Annotated in this window: 26 protein-coding genes and 1 tRNA gene; 19 read left to right on the top strand and 8 right to left on the bottom strand. The window is 45.7% G+C overall.

From position 1 onward, the window contains the following. The first annotated feature begins 62 nt into the window (after positions 1-62). The 9 genes from BACCOP_RS00650 to BACCOP_RS19160 all read left to right on the top strand — a co-directional run bounded on the left by BACCOP_RS00650 (position 63) and on the right by BACCOP_RS19160 (position 8,648). A complete protein-coding gene (locus BACCOP_RS00650) occupies positions 63-437 on the top strand; it encodes a hypothetical protein (RefSeq protein ID WP_007565048.1) in 375 nt (124 codons plus the stop codon). Positions 438-523: 86 nt separating this feature from the next. Further along, positions 524-901 (top strand): PDDEXK family nuclease, encoded by a 378-nt coding sequence (locus BACCOP_RS00645; protein ID WP_007565046.1) that lies wholly within the window; start codon positions 524-526, stop codon positions 899-901. Between the two features lie 88 nt (positions 902-989). Then, positions 990-2,546 (top strand): DNA methyltransferase, encoded by a 1,557-nt coding sequence (locus BACCOP_RS00640; RefSeq protein WP_007565044.1) that lies wholly within the window; start codon positions 990-992, stop codon positions 2,544-2,546. Then, the gene (locus BACCOP_RS00635) at positions 2,524-2,829 is read left to right on the top strand and encodes an S-adenosylmethionine decarboxylase family protein (protein ID WP_218958482.1); all 306 of its coding nucleotides are present in this window, start codon (positions 2,524-2,526) and stop codon (positions 2,827-2,829) included. Before BACCOP_RS00640 ends, BACCOP_RS00635 begins: the two co-directional genes overlap by 23 nt. Further along, positions 2,826-3,404, top strand: coding sequence for a hypothetical protein (locus tag BACCOP_RS00630; protein WP_007565040.1), 579 nt, complete (start codon positions 2,826-2,828; stop codon positions 3,402-3,404). Before BACCOP_RS00635 ends, BACCOP_RS00630 begins: the two co-directional genes overlap by 4 nt. 102 nt (positions 3,405-3,506) lie before the next feature. Continuing rightward, positions 3,507-5,093, top strand: coding sequence for a hypothetical protein (locus BACCOP_RS00625; protein WP_235776933.1), 1,587 nt, complete (start codon positions 3,507-3,509; stop codon positions 5,091-5,093). A gap of 33 nt (positions 5,094-5,126) precedes the next feature. Then, positions 5,127-6,515 carry a phage portal protein gene (locus BACCOP_RS00620; protein ID WP_007565035.1) on the top strand — a complete coding sequence of 463 codons (1,389 nt, stop codon included), beginning with the start codon at positions 5,127-5,129 and terminating at the stop codon, positions 6,513-6,515. Between the two features lie 17 nt (positions 6,516-6,532). Continuing rightward, positions 6,533-6,757 (top strand): hypothetical protein, encoded by a 225-nt coding sequence (locus BACCOP_RS19355; protein WP_007565033.1) that lies wholly within the window; start codon positions 6,533-6,535, stop codon positions 6,755-6,757. Further along, positions 6,741-8,648, top strand: coding sequence for a hypothetical protein (locus BACCOP_RS19160; RefSeq protein ID WP_007565031.1), 1,908 nt, complete (start codon positions 6,741-6,743; stop codon positions 8,646-8,648). Before BACCOP_RS19355 ends, BACCOP_RS19160 begins: the two co-directional genes overlap by 17 nt. Here the strand turns inward: BACCOP_RS19160 and BACCOP_RS00610 are convergent. The 8 genes from BACCOP_RS00610 to BACCOP_RS00570 form a co-directional block, all read right to left on the bottom strand. Then, positions 8,635-8,856, bottom strand: coding sequence for a hypothetical protein (locus BACCOP_RS00610; protein WP_007565029.1), 222 nt, complete (start codon positions 8,854-8,856; stop codon positions 8,635-8,637). The two genes, BACCOP_RS19160 and BACCOP_RS00610, sit on opposite strands and share 14 nt — an antisense overlap. 119 nt (positions 8,857-8,975) lie before the next feature. After that, a complete protein-coding gene (locus BACCOP_RS00605; RefSeq protein ID WP_007565027.1) occupies positions 8,976-9,320 on the bottom strand; it encodes a HigA family addiction module antitoxin in 345 nt (114 codons plus the stop codon). A 6-nt stretch (positions 9,321-9,326) separates the two neighbouring features. Continuing rightward, the gene (locus BACCOP_RS00600; protein ID WP_038607017.1) at positions 9,327-9,641 is read right to left on the bottom strand and encodes a type II toxin-antitoxin system RelE/ParE family toxin; all 315 of its coding nucleotides are present in this window, start codon (positions 9,639-9,641) and stop codon (positions 9,327-9,329) included. A 239-nt stretch (positions 9,642-9,880) separates the two neighbouring features. After that, positions 9,881-10,135, bottom strand: coding sequence for a hypothetical protein (locus tag BACCOP_RS00595; protein ID WP_007565023.1), 255 nt, complete (start codon positions 10,133-10,135; stop codon positions 9,881-9,883). 221 nt (positions 10,136-10,356) lie between these two features. Beyond that, on the bottom strand, positions 10,357-10,836 hold the full coding sequence (locus BACCOP_RS00590) for a DUF7659 family protein (protein ID WP_007565021.1): 480 nt from the start codon (positions 10,834-10,836) through the stop codon (positions 10,357-10,359). 75 nt (positions 10,837-10,911) lie between these two features. Then, positions 10,912-11,103, bottom strand: a complete 192-nt coding sequence (locus BACCOP_RS00585) for a hypothetical protein (protein ID WP_007565019.1) — start codon at positions 11,101-11,103, stop codon at positions 10,912-10,914. A 59-nt stretch (positions 11,104-11,162) separates the two neighbouring features. Further along, positions 11,163-12,317 carry a hypothetical protein gene (locus BACCOP_RS00580; RefSeq protein ID WP_007565017.1) on the bottom strand — a complete coding sequence of 385 codons (1,155 nt, stop codon included), beginning with the start codon at positions 12,315-12,317 and terminating at the stop codon, positions 11,163-11,165. A gap of 396 nt (positions 12,318-12,713) precedes the next feature. Beyond that, positions 12,714-12,953, bottom strand: a complete 240-nt coding sequence (locus tag BACCOP_RS00570; protein ID WP_007565010.1) for a hypothetical protein — start codon at positions 12,951-12,953, stop codon at positions 12,714-12,716. 319 nt (positions 12,954-13,272) lie between these two features. Here BACCOP_RS00570 and BACCOP_RS00565 point away from each other — a divergent pair, with 319 nt between their 5' ends. From BACCOP_RS00565 to BACCOP_RS00525, 10 genes are all read left to right on the top strand, one after another. Then, positions 13,273-13,983, top strand: a complete 711-nt coding sequence (locus BACCOP_RS00565) for a hypothetical protein (RefSeq protein ID WP_007565009.1) — start codon at positions 13,273-13,275, stop codon at positions 13,981-13,983. A gap of 25 nt (positions 13,984-14,008) precedes the next feature. Beyond that, positions 14,009-14,581: a hypothetical protein gene (locus tag BACCOP_RS00560; protein ID WP_007565007.1), complete on the top strand. Its 573-nt coding sequence runs from the start codon at positions 14,009-14,011 to the stop codon at positions 14,579-14,581. Positions 14,582-14,594: 13 nt separating this feature from the next. After that, entirely contained in the window at positions 14,595-15,686 is a 1,092-nt protein-coding gene (locus BACCOP_RS00555; RefSeq protein ID WP_007565006.1) for a hypothetical protein, read from the top strand. 13 nt (positions 15,687-15,699) lie between these two features. Beyond that, positions 15,700-16,032 (top strand): hypothetical protein, encoded by a 333-nt coding sequence (locus BACCOP_RS00550; protein WP_007565004.1) that lies wholly within the window; start codon positions 15,700-15,702, stop codon positions 16,030-16,032. After that, the gene (locus BACCOP_RS00545) at positions 16,029-16,352 is read left to right on the top strand and encodes a hypothetical protein (protein ID WP_007565002.1); all 324 of its coding nucleotides are present in this window, start codon (positions 16,029-16,031) and stop codon (positions 16,350-16,352) included. Before BACCOP_RS00550 ends, BACCOP_RS00545 begins: the two co-directional genes overlap by 4 nt. A 109-nt stretch (positions 16,353-16,461) precedes the next feature. Beyond that, the gene (locus BACCOP_RS00540) at positions 16,462-16,902 is read left to right on the top strand and encodes a hypothetical protein (RefSeq protein ID WP_007564998.1); all 441 of its coding nucleotides are present in this window, start codon (positions 16,462-16,464) and stop codon (positions 16,900-16,902) included. 11 nt (positions 16,903-16,913) lie between these two features. Further along, positions 16,914-17,354, top strand: coding sequence for a hypothetical protein (locus BACCOP_RS19155; RefSeq protein WP_007564995.1), 441 nt, complete (start codon positions 16,914-16,916; stop codon positions 17,352-17,354). A 28-nt stretch (positions 17,355-17,382) separates the two neighbouring features. Then, a complete protein-coding gene (locus BACCOP_RS00530) occupies positions 17,383-17,841 on the top strand; it encodes a hypothetical protein (protein ID WP_007564993.1) in 459 nt (152 codons plus the stop codon). Between the two features lie 9 nt (positions 17,842-17,850). Further along, positions 17,851-17,933: transfer RNA gene (locus BACCOP_RS20325), tRNA-OTHER, on the top strand. 28 nt (positions 17,934-17,961) lie between these two features. Continuing rightward, positions 17,962-18,477, top strand: coding sequence for a hypothetical protein (locus BACCOP_RS00525; RefSeq protein ID WP_007564991.1), 516 nt, complete (start codon positions 17,962-17,964; stop codon positions 18,475-18,477). The last annotated feature ends 79 nt before the right edge of the window (positions 18,478-18,556 follow it).

Here is an 18,556-nt window from a genome sequence, read left to right as displayed (position 1 = left end):
ACGCAAATGAAGTGAACTTATTACAGAAAACGGATATTTAATCGAATAAAAAACAAGAAATTATGGGTAATTTTTCAATCAAAGAAGACCTTCTGAAACTGAAAGGGGCGTTCATAACAAACTTCAAAGGGCGCACGGAAACAAAACGCTGTCTTGTCATCCCGGTTGATGACAGCGGGCTTTATGTCGGGGAAAAAGGCGTTTATCTGAACCTAACAGCCATAGAAATGGAGAACCCGCAGTATAAAGAAACACACTGTATCAAACAGTCACTTGACAAGGAGATATACGAAGCCTTATCAGAAGAACAGAGGCAAGCCCTCCCGATTATCGGCGGCATGAGACCGCTTGTGAAGAAAGCCGCCCCACAGATGAATGTCGGTTCAACCTTTGACGGGGCGCAAGCTGTGGAAAATACGGATGACCTGCCATTCTGATGAAATGAGAATAAACACAGGCAAAGGGGAGCAATCCCCTTTCTGTTTTCCTTGCCTTTAAACAAGCCCAAAAATCACATTAAAACATGAAAGCTGATAAAAGTATCGCAAAAACAAAGAAAAGCCGACAGACAGCGGCAAAACCGCCCCTGCGTGACGTTTTCACGGTTATTTGTAAGACCGATTTAAAAGTAGAGTGCGTAAAAGAGTTCAAATTTCACCCCGTCAGGAAGTGGCGGTTTGATTACGCCGTGCCTGAACACAAAATCGCCCTTGAAGTTGAGGGCGGTGTATGGACGGGCGGGCGGCACACTTCCCCAAAAGGTTTTCTCGGAGACATTGAGAAGTATAATACAGCTACACTTATGGGCTGGCGTGTGTTCAGAACAACGCCTGATGATTTGTACAAGAAAAAGACCCTTGATTTGATGAAATCAGCCATTTTGAATGATTTTGCCCCTTAAAAAGCCCCTTTTTTGCCTAAAAGCGATTACCTTATACTCACTTTTTCATATTTTTGTGCGTACAATGTAATCACTAAGCAAAAAGAGTATGAAAACAGAAACGATTCATCTTTCACAAATTCAGGTTAACGGGGCGAATCCCCGTACAATCAAGAATGACAAGTTTGAAAAGTTGATTAGGTCTATTCTAATTCTCCCGAAGATGCTTGAACTTCGCCCGATAGTCGTTGACAACACGTTCACGGTTCTTGGTGGGAATATGCGTCTTCGGGCTTTGTCCGCTATCGCTGAAATGTCTCCCGCTGAAATAAACACCCGGCTTGGGGAATGTTCAGGATACGCACAGAAAACAGAAGCAGAACGAGACCTTTTACGCAGTCATTGGGAAAAGTGGCTTGACAGACCAACAGCCCATGTTATCAAGGCTTCTGAACTGACAGACGCAGAACAGCGGGAGTTCATCATCAAAGACAACGTGGGGTATGGAGAGTGGGACATGGACGCTCTCGCCAATGAATGGGACACGGAAGAACTTGTTGATTGGGGCTTAGACCTGTGGGAAGACAAATCAGATAGCGAAAGCGGGAACAGTTCTTCTTCCCTGCCGAACAGCGCACCCGAATCATCATTGTTTGACCGCTTTGTCGTTCCCCCGTTCTCTATCCTTGACACACGTAAAGGCTATTGGCAAGACCGCAAGAAGAAGTGGTACGACATCATCGGGGATATGGGAGAAAGCCGTAATGATACGCTTGTGACAAGCCTTGAAATCAAGTACAAAGACTTGTATCAAAGAACCCGTGAACACAGGAAAGAACTTGGCATTTCATTCAAAGAGTACATCGAAAAGTACGTTCCGAAAGAAGAGCTTGAACGGGAACAGTCGAAAATCGTTGCTCAGGGCGTTTCTATCCTTGACCCCGTTATGGCTGAAATCGTCTGCCGTTGGTTCGGGTTCAAGAACTGTCAGACGTTTGACTGTTTTGCGGGCGATAGTGTCTTCGGCTTTGTGTCAGCTTATCTTGGTAATGACTTCACGGGTATTGAACTCAGGGAACAGCAAGCGAGCTTGAACAACGAGCGTGTGGCTGATATGACAGCCCGTTACATTTGCGATGACGGTCAGAATGTGGCAAAACACATCAACCCCGAGAGCCAAGACCTGCTGTTCAGTTGTCCCCCATATTTTGACCTTGAAAAGTATTCAGACCTCCCGAATGACGCAAGCAATCAGGACAGCTATGAAGACTTCATTCAGATATTGAAGAACGCTTTCACGGCGGCTGTCGGCTGTCTGAAAAATAACCGTTTCGCCGTTATCTGTGTGGGCGATGTCCGTGACCGGAAGACGGGCTTTTATTATGACTTCTGCGGCGACATCAAGCGGATATTCAAAGAAGCGGGCGTTCTTCTGTATAATGAAATCATCCTTGTTGAACAAACCGCTTCAACAGCCCTGAGAGCCGCCCGGTATATGGAGACAAGAAAGGTCGCAAAGACGCACCAGCACATTCTCGTGTTCTTCAAAGGCAACCCGAAAGACATAAAGAAAGAATACCCGAAAATTGAGTACACAGAAGAAGACATGGTTCAGTTTGAAGCCACTGAAACTTCTTCCGAGAGTGAAACAACTGAAAATGAATAAGACCATGCAAGCAAAAATCTGGAATCACGCCCAATGGGTCAAAGAGACCGACCCGATAGCACTGCGGGGAATGTTTGACGAACTTCTTCGTAAAGCGGGTTTCAATGTTCTGAGTTGCACGGAACATCATTTCAGCCCACAAGGTTACACGGCTTTATGGCTGCTTTCCGAGAGCCACTTTGCCGTTCATACGTTTCCTGAGTTCGGGCGAACATACATCGAACTGTCAAGCTGCAACCTTGACTTTTATCTGAACTTTCTTTCAATGACAAAAGAACTATGAGCAAGGCACAGGAAAAGAAAAGAAACCAACTGAAACAAGCCCGTCTCGAAATCGTGGCGGGAATGTACAAGCGGGGTTACAGCCTCAGAAAAATTCAATCAGAAGTCGTGAAGCGGCTTGAACTGTCTTCTTATTCCCTCGCCACGGTTCACAAAGACGTGCAGACGCTTCTTGACGAATGGCGGGAAAACAGAATTGAAGATATGGACGCTGCTCTGACGCTTGAACTTGAACGCATTGACGAAACCTGCCGGGAACTATGGGAACAGTGGGAAAAGTCAAAGACTGATTACAACAAGACACAACGCAAGCAGAAAGGCTCTCCCGCCCGTGACAACGAGACGGGGCAGACTTCAATCAGGACGTATCAGACAGAAAGGACGGAAACAGAGGTTATCATGCTCGGAGACCCGTCATATATCGCCGAAATCAGGAAACAACTTGAAGAACGGCGTAAGCTGCTTGGTCTTTACGCTCCCGAAAAGAAAGACATCAACGGAAACGTATCTTTCGCCTCTCTGCTGATTGAAAGCGGCTTGTTGGATGAACCCGAAACGCAGGACGAAGCAGAATAACACCGATTGCGCCCGAATGTGGCTCTGAAATCATTCACTCGTATAAAGTTACCATTTGAAAACGAAAGCCCGGCACAGGGCGAATCAGCAAAAAATAACTCAATGAAGAAACAGAATAAAGATATTCTCCGCAAGAAAGGTCTTGAACTGATGAACCTATGGCGGGCAGACTGGAACAGGTTTGTCCGTGAAGCCCTCGGAGTGACCCTTGACAAAGAACAGCAAGAAATACTGTCAAGCGTTCAATACAACAGGCGAACATCGGTTGCATCGGGGACAGCCCGTGGAAAAGACTTCGTGGCGGCTTGTGCCGCTATCTGTTTCTTGTATCTCACACCTCGTTGGAGAAAGAACAGTTTGGGAGAAATTGAACTTGTTGAAAACACCAAGGTCGCTTTGACTGCTCCAACAGACCGTCAAGTAAAAAACATTATGATGCCTGAGATAAGCCGCCTTTTCAACAGAGCCAAAGCCCGTGGCGTTGAACTTATCGGAAAACTGAACGCCTATGACATAAGAACAAACAACGATGAATGGTTTCTGACGGGCTTCAAGGCTGATGAACACAACCATGAAGCGTGGTCAGGCTTTCATGCGGTTCACACGATGTTTGTCGTAACCGAGGCAACAGGTATCGGGGATGACACGTTTGCCGCCATAGAGGGAAACCTGCAGGGCGACAGCCGTATTCTTCTTGTCTTCAACCCAAACAAGACGGTAGGTTATGCCGCCAAGTCTCAGAAAGGCGACCGTTGGCACAAATACCGTCTGAACAGCCTGACAGCCCCGAATATCGCGAGCAAGAAGATTATTATCCCCGGTCAGGTTGATTACGATTGGGTGTTGGATAAACTTGAAAATTGGTGTGAGAAAATATCCCCTGATGAAATCATATCAGAAATGGATGACTTTGAGTTCGAGGGACAATGGTATCGCCCGGAAGACCTGTTCAGAAAGAAAGTCCTCGGTCTGTTCCCGAAAGTCGATGAAGACACGCTTATCCCCCGTCAATGGCTTGAAGAAGCGCATGAACGTTGGAAACAAGCCAAAGGGCGTGAACCGCTTCGGGCTGACCTCAATATTCTCGGTGTTGACGTGGCGGGCATGGGGCGTGACGCAACGTGCTATGTTCTTCGCCGTGACAACTGGGTGGCTTCCTTTGACACACACAATTCAGGCGGCGTGGCAGACCACATGAAAGTGGCTGGTAAAATCATGGTTGCCCGCCGACAGAACATCGGTCTTTACGTCAGCATTGACACAATCGGAGAGGGTGCGGGCGTTTATAGCCGCTGCGTTGAACTTGAAGACGAGCCCCATTATATCCTGAGTTGCAAGTATTCAGAGAGCGCAAAGACCCCTAACGGGCGTGAACTGAGTGACATCACGGGGCAAAACAAGTTCTTCAATATGCGTGCTTATCTGTTTTGGGCTGTCCGTGATTGGCTGAACCCAAGAAACAACACGGGAGCCATGCTGCCTCCGGATGACAAGTTTGACGAAGAAGCCACGGAAATAAAGTTCTCGGTAAAGTCAAACGGCAAACTTTATATTGAGCCGAAAGAAGACATCAAAGAACGCCTCGGGCGAAGCCCTGATAAGTTTGACGCTTTGGCTAACACGTTCTATCCCGTTCGGTATGCGAAACCTATCAACGTGAACAGAATTGCGAAAATGATACGGAGATAACAAACAGAATGTTCAATTCAAAAAATATCAAAAATGACAATCGAAGAAATTTTAAATTCGGACATGACGGCAGAACAGAAGATAGCCGCCCTGAGTGAAAAGACCGTGAACGTCCCTGTTTGGGGCGGCAGAAAAGGGCTTGAAATGGAGTATAACCCGAAGTTTCATCCCGTCATGGATAGACAGAAATACCCCGACATCGTGAACGAAGACGGGATTCAGCCCGTGACCCGCATTGCGCTCGGCTTTCAGAAACTCGCATCAAAGAGAATGACAGAGCTGGTTACGGCTATACCTGTCAAGCGTGTGTTCAAGCCTGAGAACGACAAACAGAAAGAAGTGGCGACATTCATCACAAGCGTCCTCGACAAGAACCGCATCGACAGCGTTGACATAGACCGTGTGAACAGGTTCTTTGCCGGCTGCGAGATTATGACGTTATGGTACGCCCTTGAACAGAACAACACGCTTTACGGAAGAAAAAGCCCCCTGAAAATCCGTTGTCGCACGTTCTCCCCCATGCTCGGCGATGACCTATACCCCCTTTTTGATGAATACGGCGACATGATAGCAATGTCAGTCGGCTATCAAAGGAAGAAAGGGAGAAAGAACGTGAAGTTCTTTGACGCATACACGGCAAACAAGCACATCAAATGGTCTTCTGAAAGCGGTTCATGGCAGGAGATTGAGAATGAAGATATAACGCTTTTGAAAATCCCCGCAATTTACGCCTGCCGTCCTTTCCCGATTTGGGAATTCACGTCAGATACCGTTTACGAAATTGAATGGTCTTTGAGCCGTAACGGTAATTACATCCGTGAGAACTCAAAGCCACTGTTCTGTGTCTTCGCTGATGAAGCGATAAGTTACGGCGATGAAAAAAGCCCTGATAAGGAAGCCCGTGCCGTCATGCAATACCCGAAAGGCTCAACGGCGCAGTATGTCACTTGGCAACAAGCCGTTGAGAACCTGAAATTCCACGTCTCAGAGTTGAGAAACCTCTATTTCACAATGCTTCAACTCCCTGATTGGTCTTATGAGAAGATGTCGCAAGTCGCCTTGTCAGGAGAGAGCCGGAAACAACTGTTCATTGATGCACAACTGAAAGTCAACGATGAAAAAGGACCGCTGATTGAGTTCTTCGACCGTGAAATAAACGTTATCAAGGCTTACGCAAAGATTGTCTTCGGGGAAAGCTACGCCGCCGACATTGACGCTCTGAAAGCTGAAATCATCATTACCCCGTTCACAATATCGGATGAAAAGGATGACATCAACAACCTGATGACAGCCAACGGTGGCAAGCCTCTTATGTCTCAGCGTGAATCCATTGAGCGTTACGGGCAATCTGATGACGTTGACAAGACGCTAAAAGAAATTAAGGAAGAGGAAATGTACGATAACCTTGAAATGACTGAATAACAAGAAAGGGGGAGATTATGGCTATATCAAGAAGAAGACAACCGCCAAAGACCGAAGAACAACCGAAATTTCAATGCCGTGACTGCGGGCACAGCTATGATTGGCATGAGATAGGAGCAAACGGGAAACCGTTCATGTGCCGTTGCCCGTTCTACACGGGAGGCAAGTTCTGTCGCTTTCTTTCAGCCCCTCAGTGCGAACACTTCATCAAACGGGAGGTAAACAATGGCAAGGTTGAATAAATGGGAACGTCAACACCTGAAAGACCTGTCAGCCCTTGACAAACGCATAGAACAGATTTACGAGGCTGCTGTCAAGGAAGCCGCACGTATCGGTGCGACCATAAGCGATTTTAACCCCGACAGGCTTTTTTCTTTCAGCGACTATCCAATTACACGCAAAAGAATAGAAAAGCTGTTGTCGGGGCTAAAAAGCGGGTTGTCGGCGGCGATAGTCAACGGCATAAACTCCGCTTGGACGCTATCAAACAACAAGAACAACGAACTCGCCCGTCAGGTCTTCGGGGATAACGTGGGAAAACTCTCTCAGGCTAAATACCGCCGTTATTTCTCCACGAACGATGAAGCCCGTGAAGCGTTCATTCAGAGAAAGACAAACGGGCTGAACCTATCAGACCGCGTATGGAACTATACGAACCAGTTCAAGGAGGAAATAGAACTCGGGCTTGATGTCAGTTTGAGAAACGGCGTATCTGCCGAGGACATGACAAAAGAACTGCGTCAATACCTTAAATTCCCCGACAAACTGTTCAGACGTGTCAGGGATGAACACGGGGTTTTGCAGCTATCCAAGCGGGCGGCGACTTTTCATCCCGGTCAGGGCGTTTACCGTTCTTCATTCAAGAACGCCCGCCGCCTCGCCGCCACAGAAACGAACATCGCTTATCGAACGGCTGACTATACCCGCTGGCAAGACCTTGATTTCGTTGTCGGGATTGAAATCAAGCTGAGTAATAACCACACTTTGAACGGCATTGCGTTCAGGGATATTTGCGATGAACTGAAAGGGCTTTACCCGAAAACGTTCAAGTTCACAGGGTGGCATCCACATTGCCGCTGTCATGCCGAAACAGTATTGAAGACCGAGGAAGAAATGGCAGAGGACAACCGCCGTATTATGGCGGGAGAAGAACCCGTTCAAGGAAGCAAGAACGAGGTCAAAGATGTACCCGACAATTTCAAACAATGGCTTGCTGATAATGAAGACCGGGCGAAACGTATGTCATCTGTTCCGTACTTCATCCGTGATAACGTGAAGTTTATTCCTGAAAGGTTCATTCAGAACATGGGGACACTGAAAGGCGGTCAGGATGCGGGGCTTATTGAGAACCTGAAAGAAGCCTTTCTGAAACTCAAAGACCCGAACTATATCACGGGCAAAGAGGTTCAGAACACGATTAAGACCTTTGCCCAGAACAACCCCGATTTATTCCTCGGCGGGTTGACAGATGTCGTGATAACACGGGCTAAAGGCGTAAGTTTCTTTATGGCAAACTCCCGGTCTTATCTGAACTCCACAGGGGCTTATAACATGGCGGGGAACACAATCAAGATTGCTAACCGGGAATTCAGGCTTGTCAGCGGCGAGATATTCAACCCGCTTGAAGAAGTCAAGGGGGCTTTAAAAGCCATATCCACGGGTGTTGATATGACATTCAAACAAGAATACGCCCTTGAAAGCCTATGGCATGAAATACGCCATGCGCAAGCTGTCGGTTGGAAAAACCTGAGAAACAAAACTGATTTAAGAAGCCGTTCAATGGAAACTATCAATCAGTTCTGCGCACGTCATTCATACCGTGACTTTGTGAAAAGCCTCGGAGGAAAGGCGGTCAACGCTAAAGAAATCATTGAACGAGGTTATGGTTATGGGCGTTTCGTTTCTAATTTTCAAAACCTATTGAAGCATATAAACGTCACACAAGCAGAAGCGCACGCCCATTTCAAAGACATCATTCTGAAAACCCCGTATGAAGAAATCCACGAGGAAATCGTGAAGTTTGTTCAAGCGAAAAGTAAATATGACTTGAAAACAGCAAAAGAACTTGTTAAAAATCTCAGAATGTCTTCAAGCGAATTTGCAGAAACACTAAGAAACATCAAGGGTGCGTAACCGTCCGATAAAAATCCAACTTCATATCAAGCGGAAGTTTATCAGCGTACCTTGCCATCCTGTTATTATCCCCTCGGGTATGAAAAAGGGTGGCAAGGTCTAAATTTGCAGTATCTTCCCCCACAATAGCCAAATAACGCTCCTTGTCAGATATTCCGATGTCTTCACGCTCTTTGTCTGTTATGTTATAATCAAAAACTGTTTCCATACTCTGATTTGTTAAGTTATTTTCTCCGAATTTGACGTACAAACGCTTTACTTTCCAAATTGGTGTAAGTCTTCACGTTTTAAATTATCGCCCGGCATTCGGGCGCAATAGCAACGCCACTAAAGAACGGCGGCAATTTTGCGGATATTATCCAAACGCTGCATGAAAGATTTGTCTTTTTGGGCGATACGCACATTGTATCTCATTTGAAGACGCATCAACGGTTCAGCTTCAACCCCCAGCGCAGCCTCAAACATCATCGCTGTTTTTTCAGTGACAGGTCGGCGGGCGTTCAATATCTCATTCAGAACAGAATAGCCTATGCCCATCCGTTCTGCCAACTTGCGTTGAGAAATCCCCCTGTATTCGATTTCTTCTTTCAAGATTTCCCCCGGATGCGTGGGAAACGCAGGTTCAAGATTGTTAGCAATCATTTTTGGGTCAACTCCCGGTATTGTTATCATAATCAATCATTTATAATGGTTTGACAAATCTGTTATATTGCATATCGTGGCAACGGTTTCCCCGTCTTTGGTATGTTCCTCGAATTCAATGCGATATTGGTCATTCACTCTCACAGAAGAAAGCCCCGCTTTATCGTCTTTCAATTTCTCGTAATTCAATGCGTTGTATCGCATTAACCCCAAGACATTTGAAGTGTCCCGCATCAAATCTATCACACGAATATATTTCCGTATAATTTGAGGCTGAAAACGGTGTTTCTTATCCGTTCGCCCGGTATTATACATTTCCCGAAGATATTCTTCATTGAAGATTATTTCCATATTCAGTTCTTTTTCTACGGCAAAGATAAGTTCTTTTTCTGAGAGTTCGCAAAAAAAGCGAATATTTTTTTGAAGCCTCAAACGGGTAAACCGAACAACATGATTACACCATAATCACAAACAACCCCGATTTGCCCGTTTTTAGCCCCGCTATTGAATTTTCGCATCCAATTTCGTACAAGTTATAAGCCAACCTAAAATCACGTCTTAAATCGGCTTATTTGGGCTTGTTTTCATCATCAGCCTGTGAACGGGCTTTTTTGCGCCTTACTGTGAATCGCCTCCTGAGTTATCAGGCAACGTTTCCCGTCATACGGCGTACCGTCAGGCAGACCGATGTTGTACAAGCGATTGACCTTACAGCCGATTTGTTCTGCCGTGAAGACATCATAAATCGCCGCAAGTGACGTGAAGAAGAACTCTGTTCTTTCGTCATCGTTCAATGGCGGTTCTTTGAACTGAACCCGGTAAATCGTCTTTTGCTCTTTCGCCATAGTCTTTTTCTGTTTAACGCCCCAAACCTTGTGTCAGGCGAACCCCTCCAAAAAACGGCGTGTGCGCCTGACCCGTCAGGGTCTTTTTTATACTACGTTAGTAGTATTTTTTCTATATTCTTTTCTTTCCTCTCCTTTAGAGGTTTCTTGCGCAGAAAACACTAATTAAACAGAGTTTTCTACGAGAAAACATATATTATCTCGTAGAAAACATTACTTTTTCAATTGAAAAACTCTTCAACCCTATAAAAAGCCGACCTCCGTTTGATTGTTTTCGCTGTCTCTACACCCCATATCCCGGCAACAAGCCTGATAGCTTCTATATCCCCGTCAAAGGCAATGCAACATTCATGGTTATTGTATTCATAGCAATAAACCTCCTGCGGGTCACATTCATTCTTTATTCGGGCTTCCATGTCTTCGTAAAACTTGAACAGGCGTTCTATACCGTCTTTTGTACCATAGCCCCCTGCGCCGAAACTGTAAATCTTCTCCCCGTCATTCAAAGGGCGTATTCCTTTCATACCCCTTGCGAATGATTCATTACCGAAAGCGAAGAAGCAATCGTATTTCTTCACATCAACCGAATCACGTTCATTACAGAGAGCCTTATAACGTCCCAAAGTCCGGGCGTTCTTCCATGTCATTAAACAATCATTTTCAATATCTTCATTGAACTCAAATTTCTTTTCGTCTGTCATCGTTGTTTCTCAGTTATTAAACCCGACACAGGGCTTTTACGGCTCTCTGTCGGGCGTGGTTAAACATCATGTCAACTATTCAAAATCGGGATAAGTCATTTCAATAGGCATATCAGGTTCTCCCTCAAAGTCATTATTGCAAGCTGAATATAATTCAGGCGTATCGCTCCCAAGCGTAATGTCTTTCCATAATTTGCCGTTGGTGTCTCTGTAAACGGGTCTGTCCCAACAGTCAATACCGATAAATGTCAAATCTGTCTTTTTCATTGCATTCTATTTTTAAGCCCGCAAAGCCGCTTTTGACAGGTTCACGGGAGATTGTTAATTTATGCTTGTAATTTCACTCGGTTGAGAAGTGCCCCTGAAATTTCATGTAGTTCACGGCTTCTTTCGGGTGTCAGTTCACGGGCGTGAGCCGTGATTGCCTGAGTGAGTTTCCAAAGGGTTGAACCGCCCTGAACGCCGTCATCTGGGTCATTGCGCATCAATATCTTTTCAACCTCTTTCCCCTCCTGTTTCAGAAGACTTCCGTTCTTCGTCAGGTTCTTCAACTCATGCTCGAAGTCAACATCAATTTCGGAAGCCCCCTGTATCTCGTAGGCTTTCTTCATCAGGTTCTCTTTGCTGAACAGTCCCTTTGTCAAGTCTTTGACCGCTGAAACTGTGGTCTTCGTGTCAAGTTCATACGTTTTGTTGGATAGTTTCAGGTTGTCCGGCAGTTTAGAACCCAAGTGAACCTGTTTCATCACGCTTTCACGAACCATGCCATTGAGACAAGCCCCGTTCAAAAGAAACGCCCGCATATCAACCGCCCCGTCCCCGTAATCAGAAGTTGAGAAGCGTGCGCCAGCGAATATAATAACATCGCCGTTCTTCGCTGTCGGGATAACAAGTGGCTGTGGCAGGATTGTTTCAGCCCAAACCTTTGTGTCGTTCATATAAGCGTCCGAAATAACCGCTCCTTGCTTTGCCGCTTCCTGAACAAAGGCGGTCAGGATTTCAACACTGTTCAAACGGCGATAACTGTCAGAGAGAACGCCCCGAACCTGTTCCCCTACGGTTCTGACAAGAACACGGCTTCTTTCCGTCCAACCGCTATGCTCGTTCAGGATTTCTGCGGCAAGGCTTTTCGCCCATGTAGCCCCTTGCGCAAGCTGTCTGAGATAACGTTGCGGAACTCCCATTCTGTCGGCAAGCTGACCTATGGCGTTATCATGGAGTGAGAACTGACCGTCAGGCATATTCATCATCAGACGTTCTCCCCCGTTGAATGTTATCACGGGGCTGTGGTCTTTCTGTCTCAGGTTAACGCCTATCGGGGCGATATAGTCCTGCGCTATCTTTCCCTCGCTGATAAGACGCTCCATTGTAGCTTGAACCCCAACGGATTTACCGTCTATCATTCTCTGAACCTTGTTGATTACAACATCATTCAAACCCTGTTGCAGGGTCTTTTCGTTTGTCACTGTCATTGTTTCCATACTTGAAAATTTTATTTGGGTTAATACTGAATTGATTTTTCTAAATACGCCTTTGCTTCCTCATACAAGGCGGTTTCTGTCAAGTCTTCCGAACTTGGTTCAAAGCCTGACATATAAGCTGCTTCAATGATTTCTTTCATGGTTCAAAGATTTATAAATTCAACGTTTGGGAAATTCTTCAAAACTTTTGCTTTTAAGTCCTCAATTTGGCGGTCGCCATCGCAAACCCGTTCTTCGTCAGGGGTCTGATGCTTATAAGTTTTATAATATGCAACCGGCTGTTCGCAGTTGCGCATTTCCTCTCTGTTATTGAAAACTGAAACGGCTGTTCCGTATTTCCCGTGATGTCTCGGAATGTTGTAGTGAAATCTTGCTATCATAATTCTGTCCTCCCGATTATTTGATATAGAATGAAAATTTGATACCTCTTCTGAGTTTGCATACGCATTTGTCTTCAACGCTGCTGAAAGCCCGCTTCAAAAGTTTATTGAACATTTCAACACCGATAAGAGCGATAGCCCCTGAAACGCCAACCAGCTTGTGAACCTTGTTTCCCTCGCCGTCAACGCCTGAAACCTTAATTCTGAAATTACGGTTGATTTCTCTTGTGCTGTATGCTAAACTCACTGTCTTCATATTTCTGTTTTTTTGAGGTTTAAAAGTGATTACATCTTAATCACGTTGCAAATATAAGTTAAGTATTTTGGGAATAATCAACTTTTTCGGATAAAAATTAACTTGACAGATTATTTTTAACCCCACTTAACTCCACTTCCGTAGTATTTAACTCCATTATCTCAAAAACAGCCTCAAAATAGCTTAAAAGCATATTTTATAGCATAAAAACTGAGACAAACAAGAAAAAAGCATTATTTTTATGAGTATATTGTAATCACTTTAAGAAATAAAGCATACCTTTGTTGCGTAAACTTTTCAGTTAAACAAAGCATTCATTATGAAACAAAAGATTTTAGAGGCGTTGAAAGCCAAATTCCCGGGGGTCAACGCAAATGTATTGAACAGGATTGCCGATAAACTCGCCAAGACTGTAACCACAGATGAACAAGTAACAACTGCTATTGCAGGGGTGACAAAAGAGTTCATCGAAATCATTGAAAGCTACGGCGACAGCCGTGCGACAGAAGCCCAACAGACAGCCGTACAAACCTATGAAACCAAATACGGTCTGAAAGACGGGCAAAAGATTGATAACGGTGGCGGCTCTCAGGGCGGTCAGCAAGGAGGAACGCAAACCGTTCAGACACAATCCGCAGGGGTCGAGCAAGTTCCGGCTTGGGCACAGGCTCTTATCGAAAGCAACAAGACGATAACCGAGCGTTTGAACAAAATGGATGGTGACCGTACAACTGCAACCCGCAAGCAACAACTTTCCACAATCATTGAAAAACTGCCTGAAAATCTACGCAAGGCTTACGAGCGTACACCTGTTGACGGTCTGACCGATGAACAGTTCAACACGCTCGTCGGCGAAATCACTACCGAAGTGGACGGCATTGTCAATGACACACGGGCAAAAGGGGCTGTTTTCGGAAGACCTGCCGCACAGAACGGCGGTTCATCAAGTCAAGGGAACGAACTGACAAAAGAGCAAATAGAGGCTATATCACACCGTGATAACAAGCCCGCTGACGGTCAGCCGTTCTAATATTTAACATTCAAAATTTACCAAAATGGGAATGACAGTTCAAAGACGTAAGGACACCCGCACCCCCCGTGTCTTTATGCACAAAGTAGCGGATATTCGTGGCGGTGTTTCGGTCAAGGTTTCTGAACTCGGCGGCGATTTTCTGAATGAGGGCGCAGTACTAAGCGCACCCGACAACGGCATTTGCCACGCTGTGAAGATTGCCGTTCTGTCGGCAGAAGCGACAGATACCGCAACTGACATCAAAGTAAATAAAGGTCACAATTTCAAAGTAGGCGATTTCGTCATGGCTGATGAGGGCGGCAAGGCTTACGCTATCACATCTATTACAACCACAGAGAAAACCCATGACACAATCAAGGTCGGAACCACTCTCGGCGTGAAGATTGAGAAAGGCGGCTTTATCATTGAAGCCGCAGCGGAATCGGCAGAGAAAACCTCAAAACTGAAATACACCCCGCTTTCACTTGTCGGAACAGGCAAGCCCATCGTGCAAAACTCAAACCTTGACACGGACGCTTGGCTTATTGGCGTGACAAAGGGCAACCCGCTTCCTGAATGCGTGATGAAACACCTCAAAGGTATCATAAACTATTAATCGTAAGTAATTTATGGGAACTATTGTAAATACAATGATTCAGGGTTTGACCGAACAAATGGTTCAAGCCCGTCTGAACTCGGCTGACGCTTCGGGCTTCCTTTTCGGGAAACACTTCCCCGTTAAGAAAGTCAACGGCTTCAACTGGAAAACCTTAACGAACCAGCTTGAAAAGAAGAATGTCGCCGCCGACCTGCATACCGATAACGGAACTATCATGCGTAAACGCCGCCCGATATTCGAGAGCGCACGTGGAGATATTCCGTTTATCTCTATCAGCCGTGAACTTTCACGTTCTGAAATCAAAGATTATCAAACGGCTTTGGCTTTCGCTCAGGATGAAGATGCGACCAAACTTGTTGAATATTGGGGCAATGATGTTGACTTCTGTTTCAACGGCGTTCAGTCTGAGGAAGAATACATTGCATGGAAACTTGCTTCAAACGCTGGCGTGCTTAAATTCACAACCACCACGAACGCAACCTATGCCAATGAATTTGACCTTGACTATGACGTGGATGATGAGATGAAAACCAAATCATCCGTTGATTGGAACAGCAAGTCAACTGCTGACATTATCGGCGACCTTGCTAAATTCGTGAAGTTGGGTAAGGAGCATAACCTGAACTTGAAGTACGCTTTCATCAATTTGGATGAACTGTACAAAATCTGTTCTGCGGAACAAATTATTAAACAGTGCGCTTCTTTCGCCGCCAACGCCCTCGGTATCTCTCAAACACCTGACTTGGCTGCTGTAAATACCATGCTCGCAAAACAAGCATGGCTGAACGGTATTCAACTGCGTGTTATCGACCAAACCATCACCCGTGAATTTTCAGACGGTTCACAGACTTCTGGCAACCCGTTTGAGAACAGCCGTATGATTTTGTCAGAAAGTGAAATACTCGGTTCCACGCAGTATGACATTCTTCAGGAAAATGAAGAAACAATTCTGAGAGCCGTGCGTGCCCATACAGTCGTGAAGAAGTACGGCACGATTGAGCCTAAGAGCGAGGTTACAATCGGTCAGGCTGACGCTATTCCCGTATTTGATACGGCTTACCGTAACATCTACGTGAGAACGGACGCACAAGATTGGGATTAAAGACGGTTGACCTATGGCAAAAGTTATCGAAGCATTGAAAGGGCTGAACTCGTACCCCGTTCCTCTCCGCACGCTCGTTGAAACAGCGGAGAAACGGGGGCTGAACCTTGACACGGAAACGACAGCGGAAATCCTGAAAGGAAAGGCATACAACCTTGCCGCCGCTGACATCTTTCTGTGGCTGTCTTTCGCCCCTGACGTGTCTCAGGGCGGTCAGTCCTATTCATTCACGGACGAACAAAGAACGCAACTCCGCAATCACGCTAAAGCCTTGTACAAAGACTTTGACGATGACAGCGGCAGCGCAAACAAACCTATTTACGGATATAAAGGTTCTCGGCTATGATTATTCAAAACGGAACAATCGAATTCAAGACAAAGACAGCGGGCGGGATTGACCCTGAAACGGGTTATCCCGTCAAACCGTCTTCCGTGGCATGGGGCGAACCTGTTCCATGTCAATTCAAGGCGAAGAAGTTCAACCAACTCGGAATTATCAAGGGGGAACACTTCACAGTGGCTTCCTATGAAATCCTGATTGAAGAACAGCCCGTTCCATCGGAACAGCTACGCTTGAAAGACTTGTCAGGAAAAGAGATTGGCACGTTTTCAATCATTCAGGCAGAACCGCTTGAAGCCGTGTGCGAAGTAAGAATTTTGGTCTAAAGCGATGTGCGGCTGTATGTCGGCTTTTCTTTTTCAACCCGGTCAAACATACCAATAAGAAAAGTAAACGCCACATGCGCCGATTTCGCAAAAAATAACTGAGAAGAATATGCCTATCACACAACTAACACCGATGTCGGAGATTGACAGATACACGGAACAGCAGCTTGAAAGGCTGAAACAAGTTCTTATCCGAAACCTGATGTATATCGGGGAGACAGTCTTGAACAGGGCACGTTCAACCAATTCTTACAAAGACCGCACGGGCAACCTGAGAAGTTCAATCGGCTACGTTATCACGGTTGACGGGCGAATAATCCATTCATCCAGCTTCCAAACCGTGAAACAAGGCAAGGACGGTTCTTCAAAGGGGGCAGCGTATGTGAAAAGCCTCGCAAGAAAATTCCCGCAGGGGATTTGCCTTATTGTCGTGGCTGGTATGAACTACGCTTCTTATGTGTCCGCAAAAGGGCTTGACGTTCTTGACAGTTCAGAACTTCTTGCCGAGCGTCTTGTACCGCAAATGTTGAAGCAACTCGGATTTCATTAAACAGAATTTATATGGCTAAGACTTCAAAACAGATTCAAGGGGATGTGTACCGACTACTGCAAGACAGCGTTCTTTCGGGAATGATTTCAGGCGAGGTTTACAGAAGCGGTTACCGCCCACGTGACAGTAACAGAGAAGATGCGGTGGTAATCTTCACAACGGGCTTGCCTGACGAAGTTCAGACAGGTGTCGTTACCGTGAATATCTATGTACCCGATACTGACTTGTACGGAAACGGAGTTCTCGTTGAAGATGGTCAACGGACAGAAGAAATTGAGCGTCTCGCCAATGATTGGGTCAACAGCCTGACCGCCGATAAGTCCTGTTATAAATTCAGGCTTCAACAAACCATTTACACGGAGGCTGAACCTGACATCAATCAGCATTTCATCGTTGTGAAACTTCATTACGAGTTCTTCGGCAGCGATGATGCGCCTCTAAATATCAAATAAATTGTAGAACATTAAAAACGAAGAAGTTATGGCAGTTTTATCATGGGGTAAATGTAAGATTGAAACAACCCCGTCAACAAATGGCGCACCCACTTCCCCGGAGGCTTGGAAAGCCCTTGACACGCCGAAAGAAGACACAACGAAAATCACCCCCACGGCGGGAACCGAGAAGACCGCCACAGAGGAGGGCGGCGAACTTGTTGATGTCCGTTACGGAAAGAATACTTATACACTCGAATTTGACATGTTTGTCAAAAAAGGTACGGAACGCCCGTTTGAAGACAATGACGGGTTAATCGCAGGAGAACACGCTTTCCGCATAACTCCCGAAGACGAAGAATGCGAGGGCGCACAGATTGACCGTTCCGTGGTTCGTTGTGATGAAAGCTATTCAACCGCTGACGGTAAAATGCTTCATTACGTTGCACGTTGCCTGAAACCCAAGACGGGCAAAACCGTTAAGCCTTACACAAAAGGGAGTGAGTAAGAATTTTCAGCGGGGTTGATACACTGGTTTATCCACCGTGAAGCCTGAACGCATTTCCCGGTTGCATGTCGGTTCGATTCCGACCCCCGTCTCTAATCATAACTTAGAAATTCGTCAGATATGAATAAGACAATAGAACAAACGGTTGCTGAAACCATCCTTGAACAACCTTTTGAAGTCAAGGTAGGCGAAAAGTCATATCAGGTTGCCTCCGCAAGCACGGCAACCCTCATACTTGTCTCAGAAGCGATTTCACAACTTCCACATATTGCGCTTGACACGGAGAAGGTCGTTGAAGAAACATTATCCGTAGCGAAAGACTGCCGTATTCTCGGAGATATAGCGGCTATTCTCATTCTTGGTGCAAAGAACATCACAGAAAAGAAAAAAGTTCCGCAAATCAAAGAAAAACGGTATCTGTGCGGGCTTATTCGCCGACCATACACGGTTGAAGTTGAAATTACCATTGACAAGAAAGCGGAACTCGCAAAAGAGCTTCTTGAAGATGTCTCCCCGAGGGAACTGAACCTGATTGTAAGCCAAATCTTATCAAGAATGCAGATAGCCGATTTTTTCGGGCTTACCACTTTCCTTGCAGAACTCAATCTTCTTCATCCGAGGAAAGTGGAGAACTAAATGACAGCATTTGGGCTGTCGTAGGCGGTTTTGCAAAAGGCTACAATCTGACCTTTGACTATGTTTTGTACAATATCAG

Origin of the sequence: Phocaeicola coprocola DSM 17136 (genome assembly GCF_000154845.1) — a bacterium.
GTDB lineage: Bacteria > Bacteroidota > Bacteroidia > Bacteroidales > Bacteroidaceae > Phocaeicola > Phocaeicola coprocola.
This window is presented reverse-complemented; position numbering and strand designations above follow the sequence as displayed.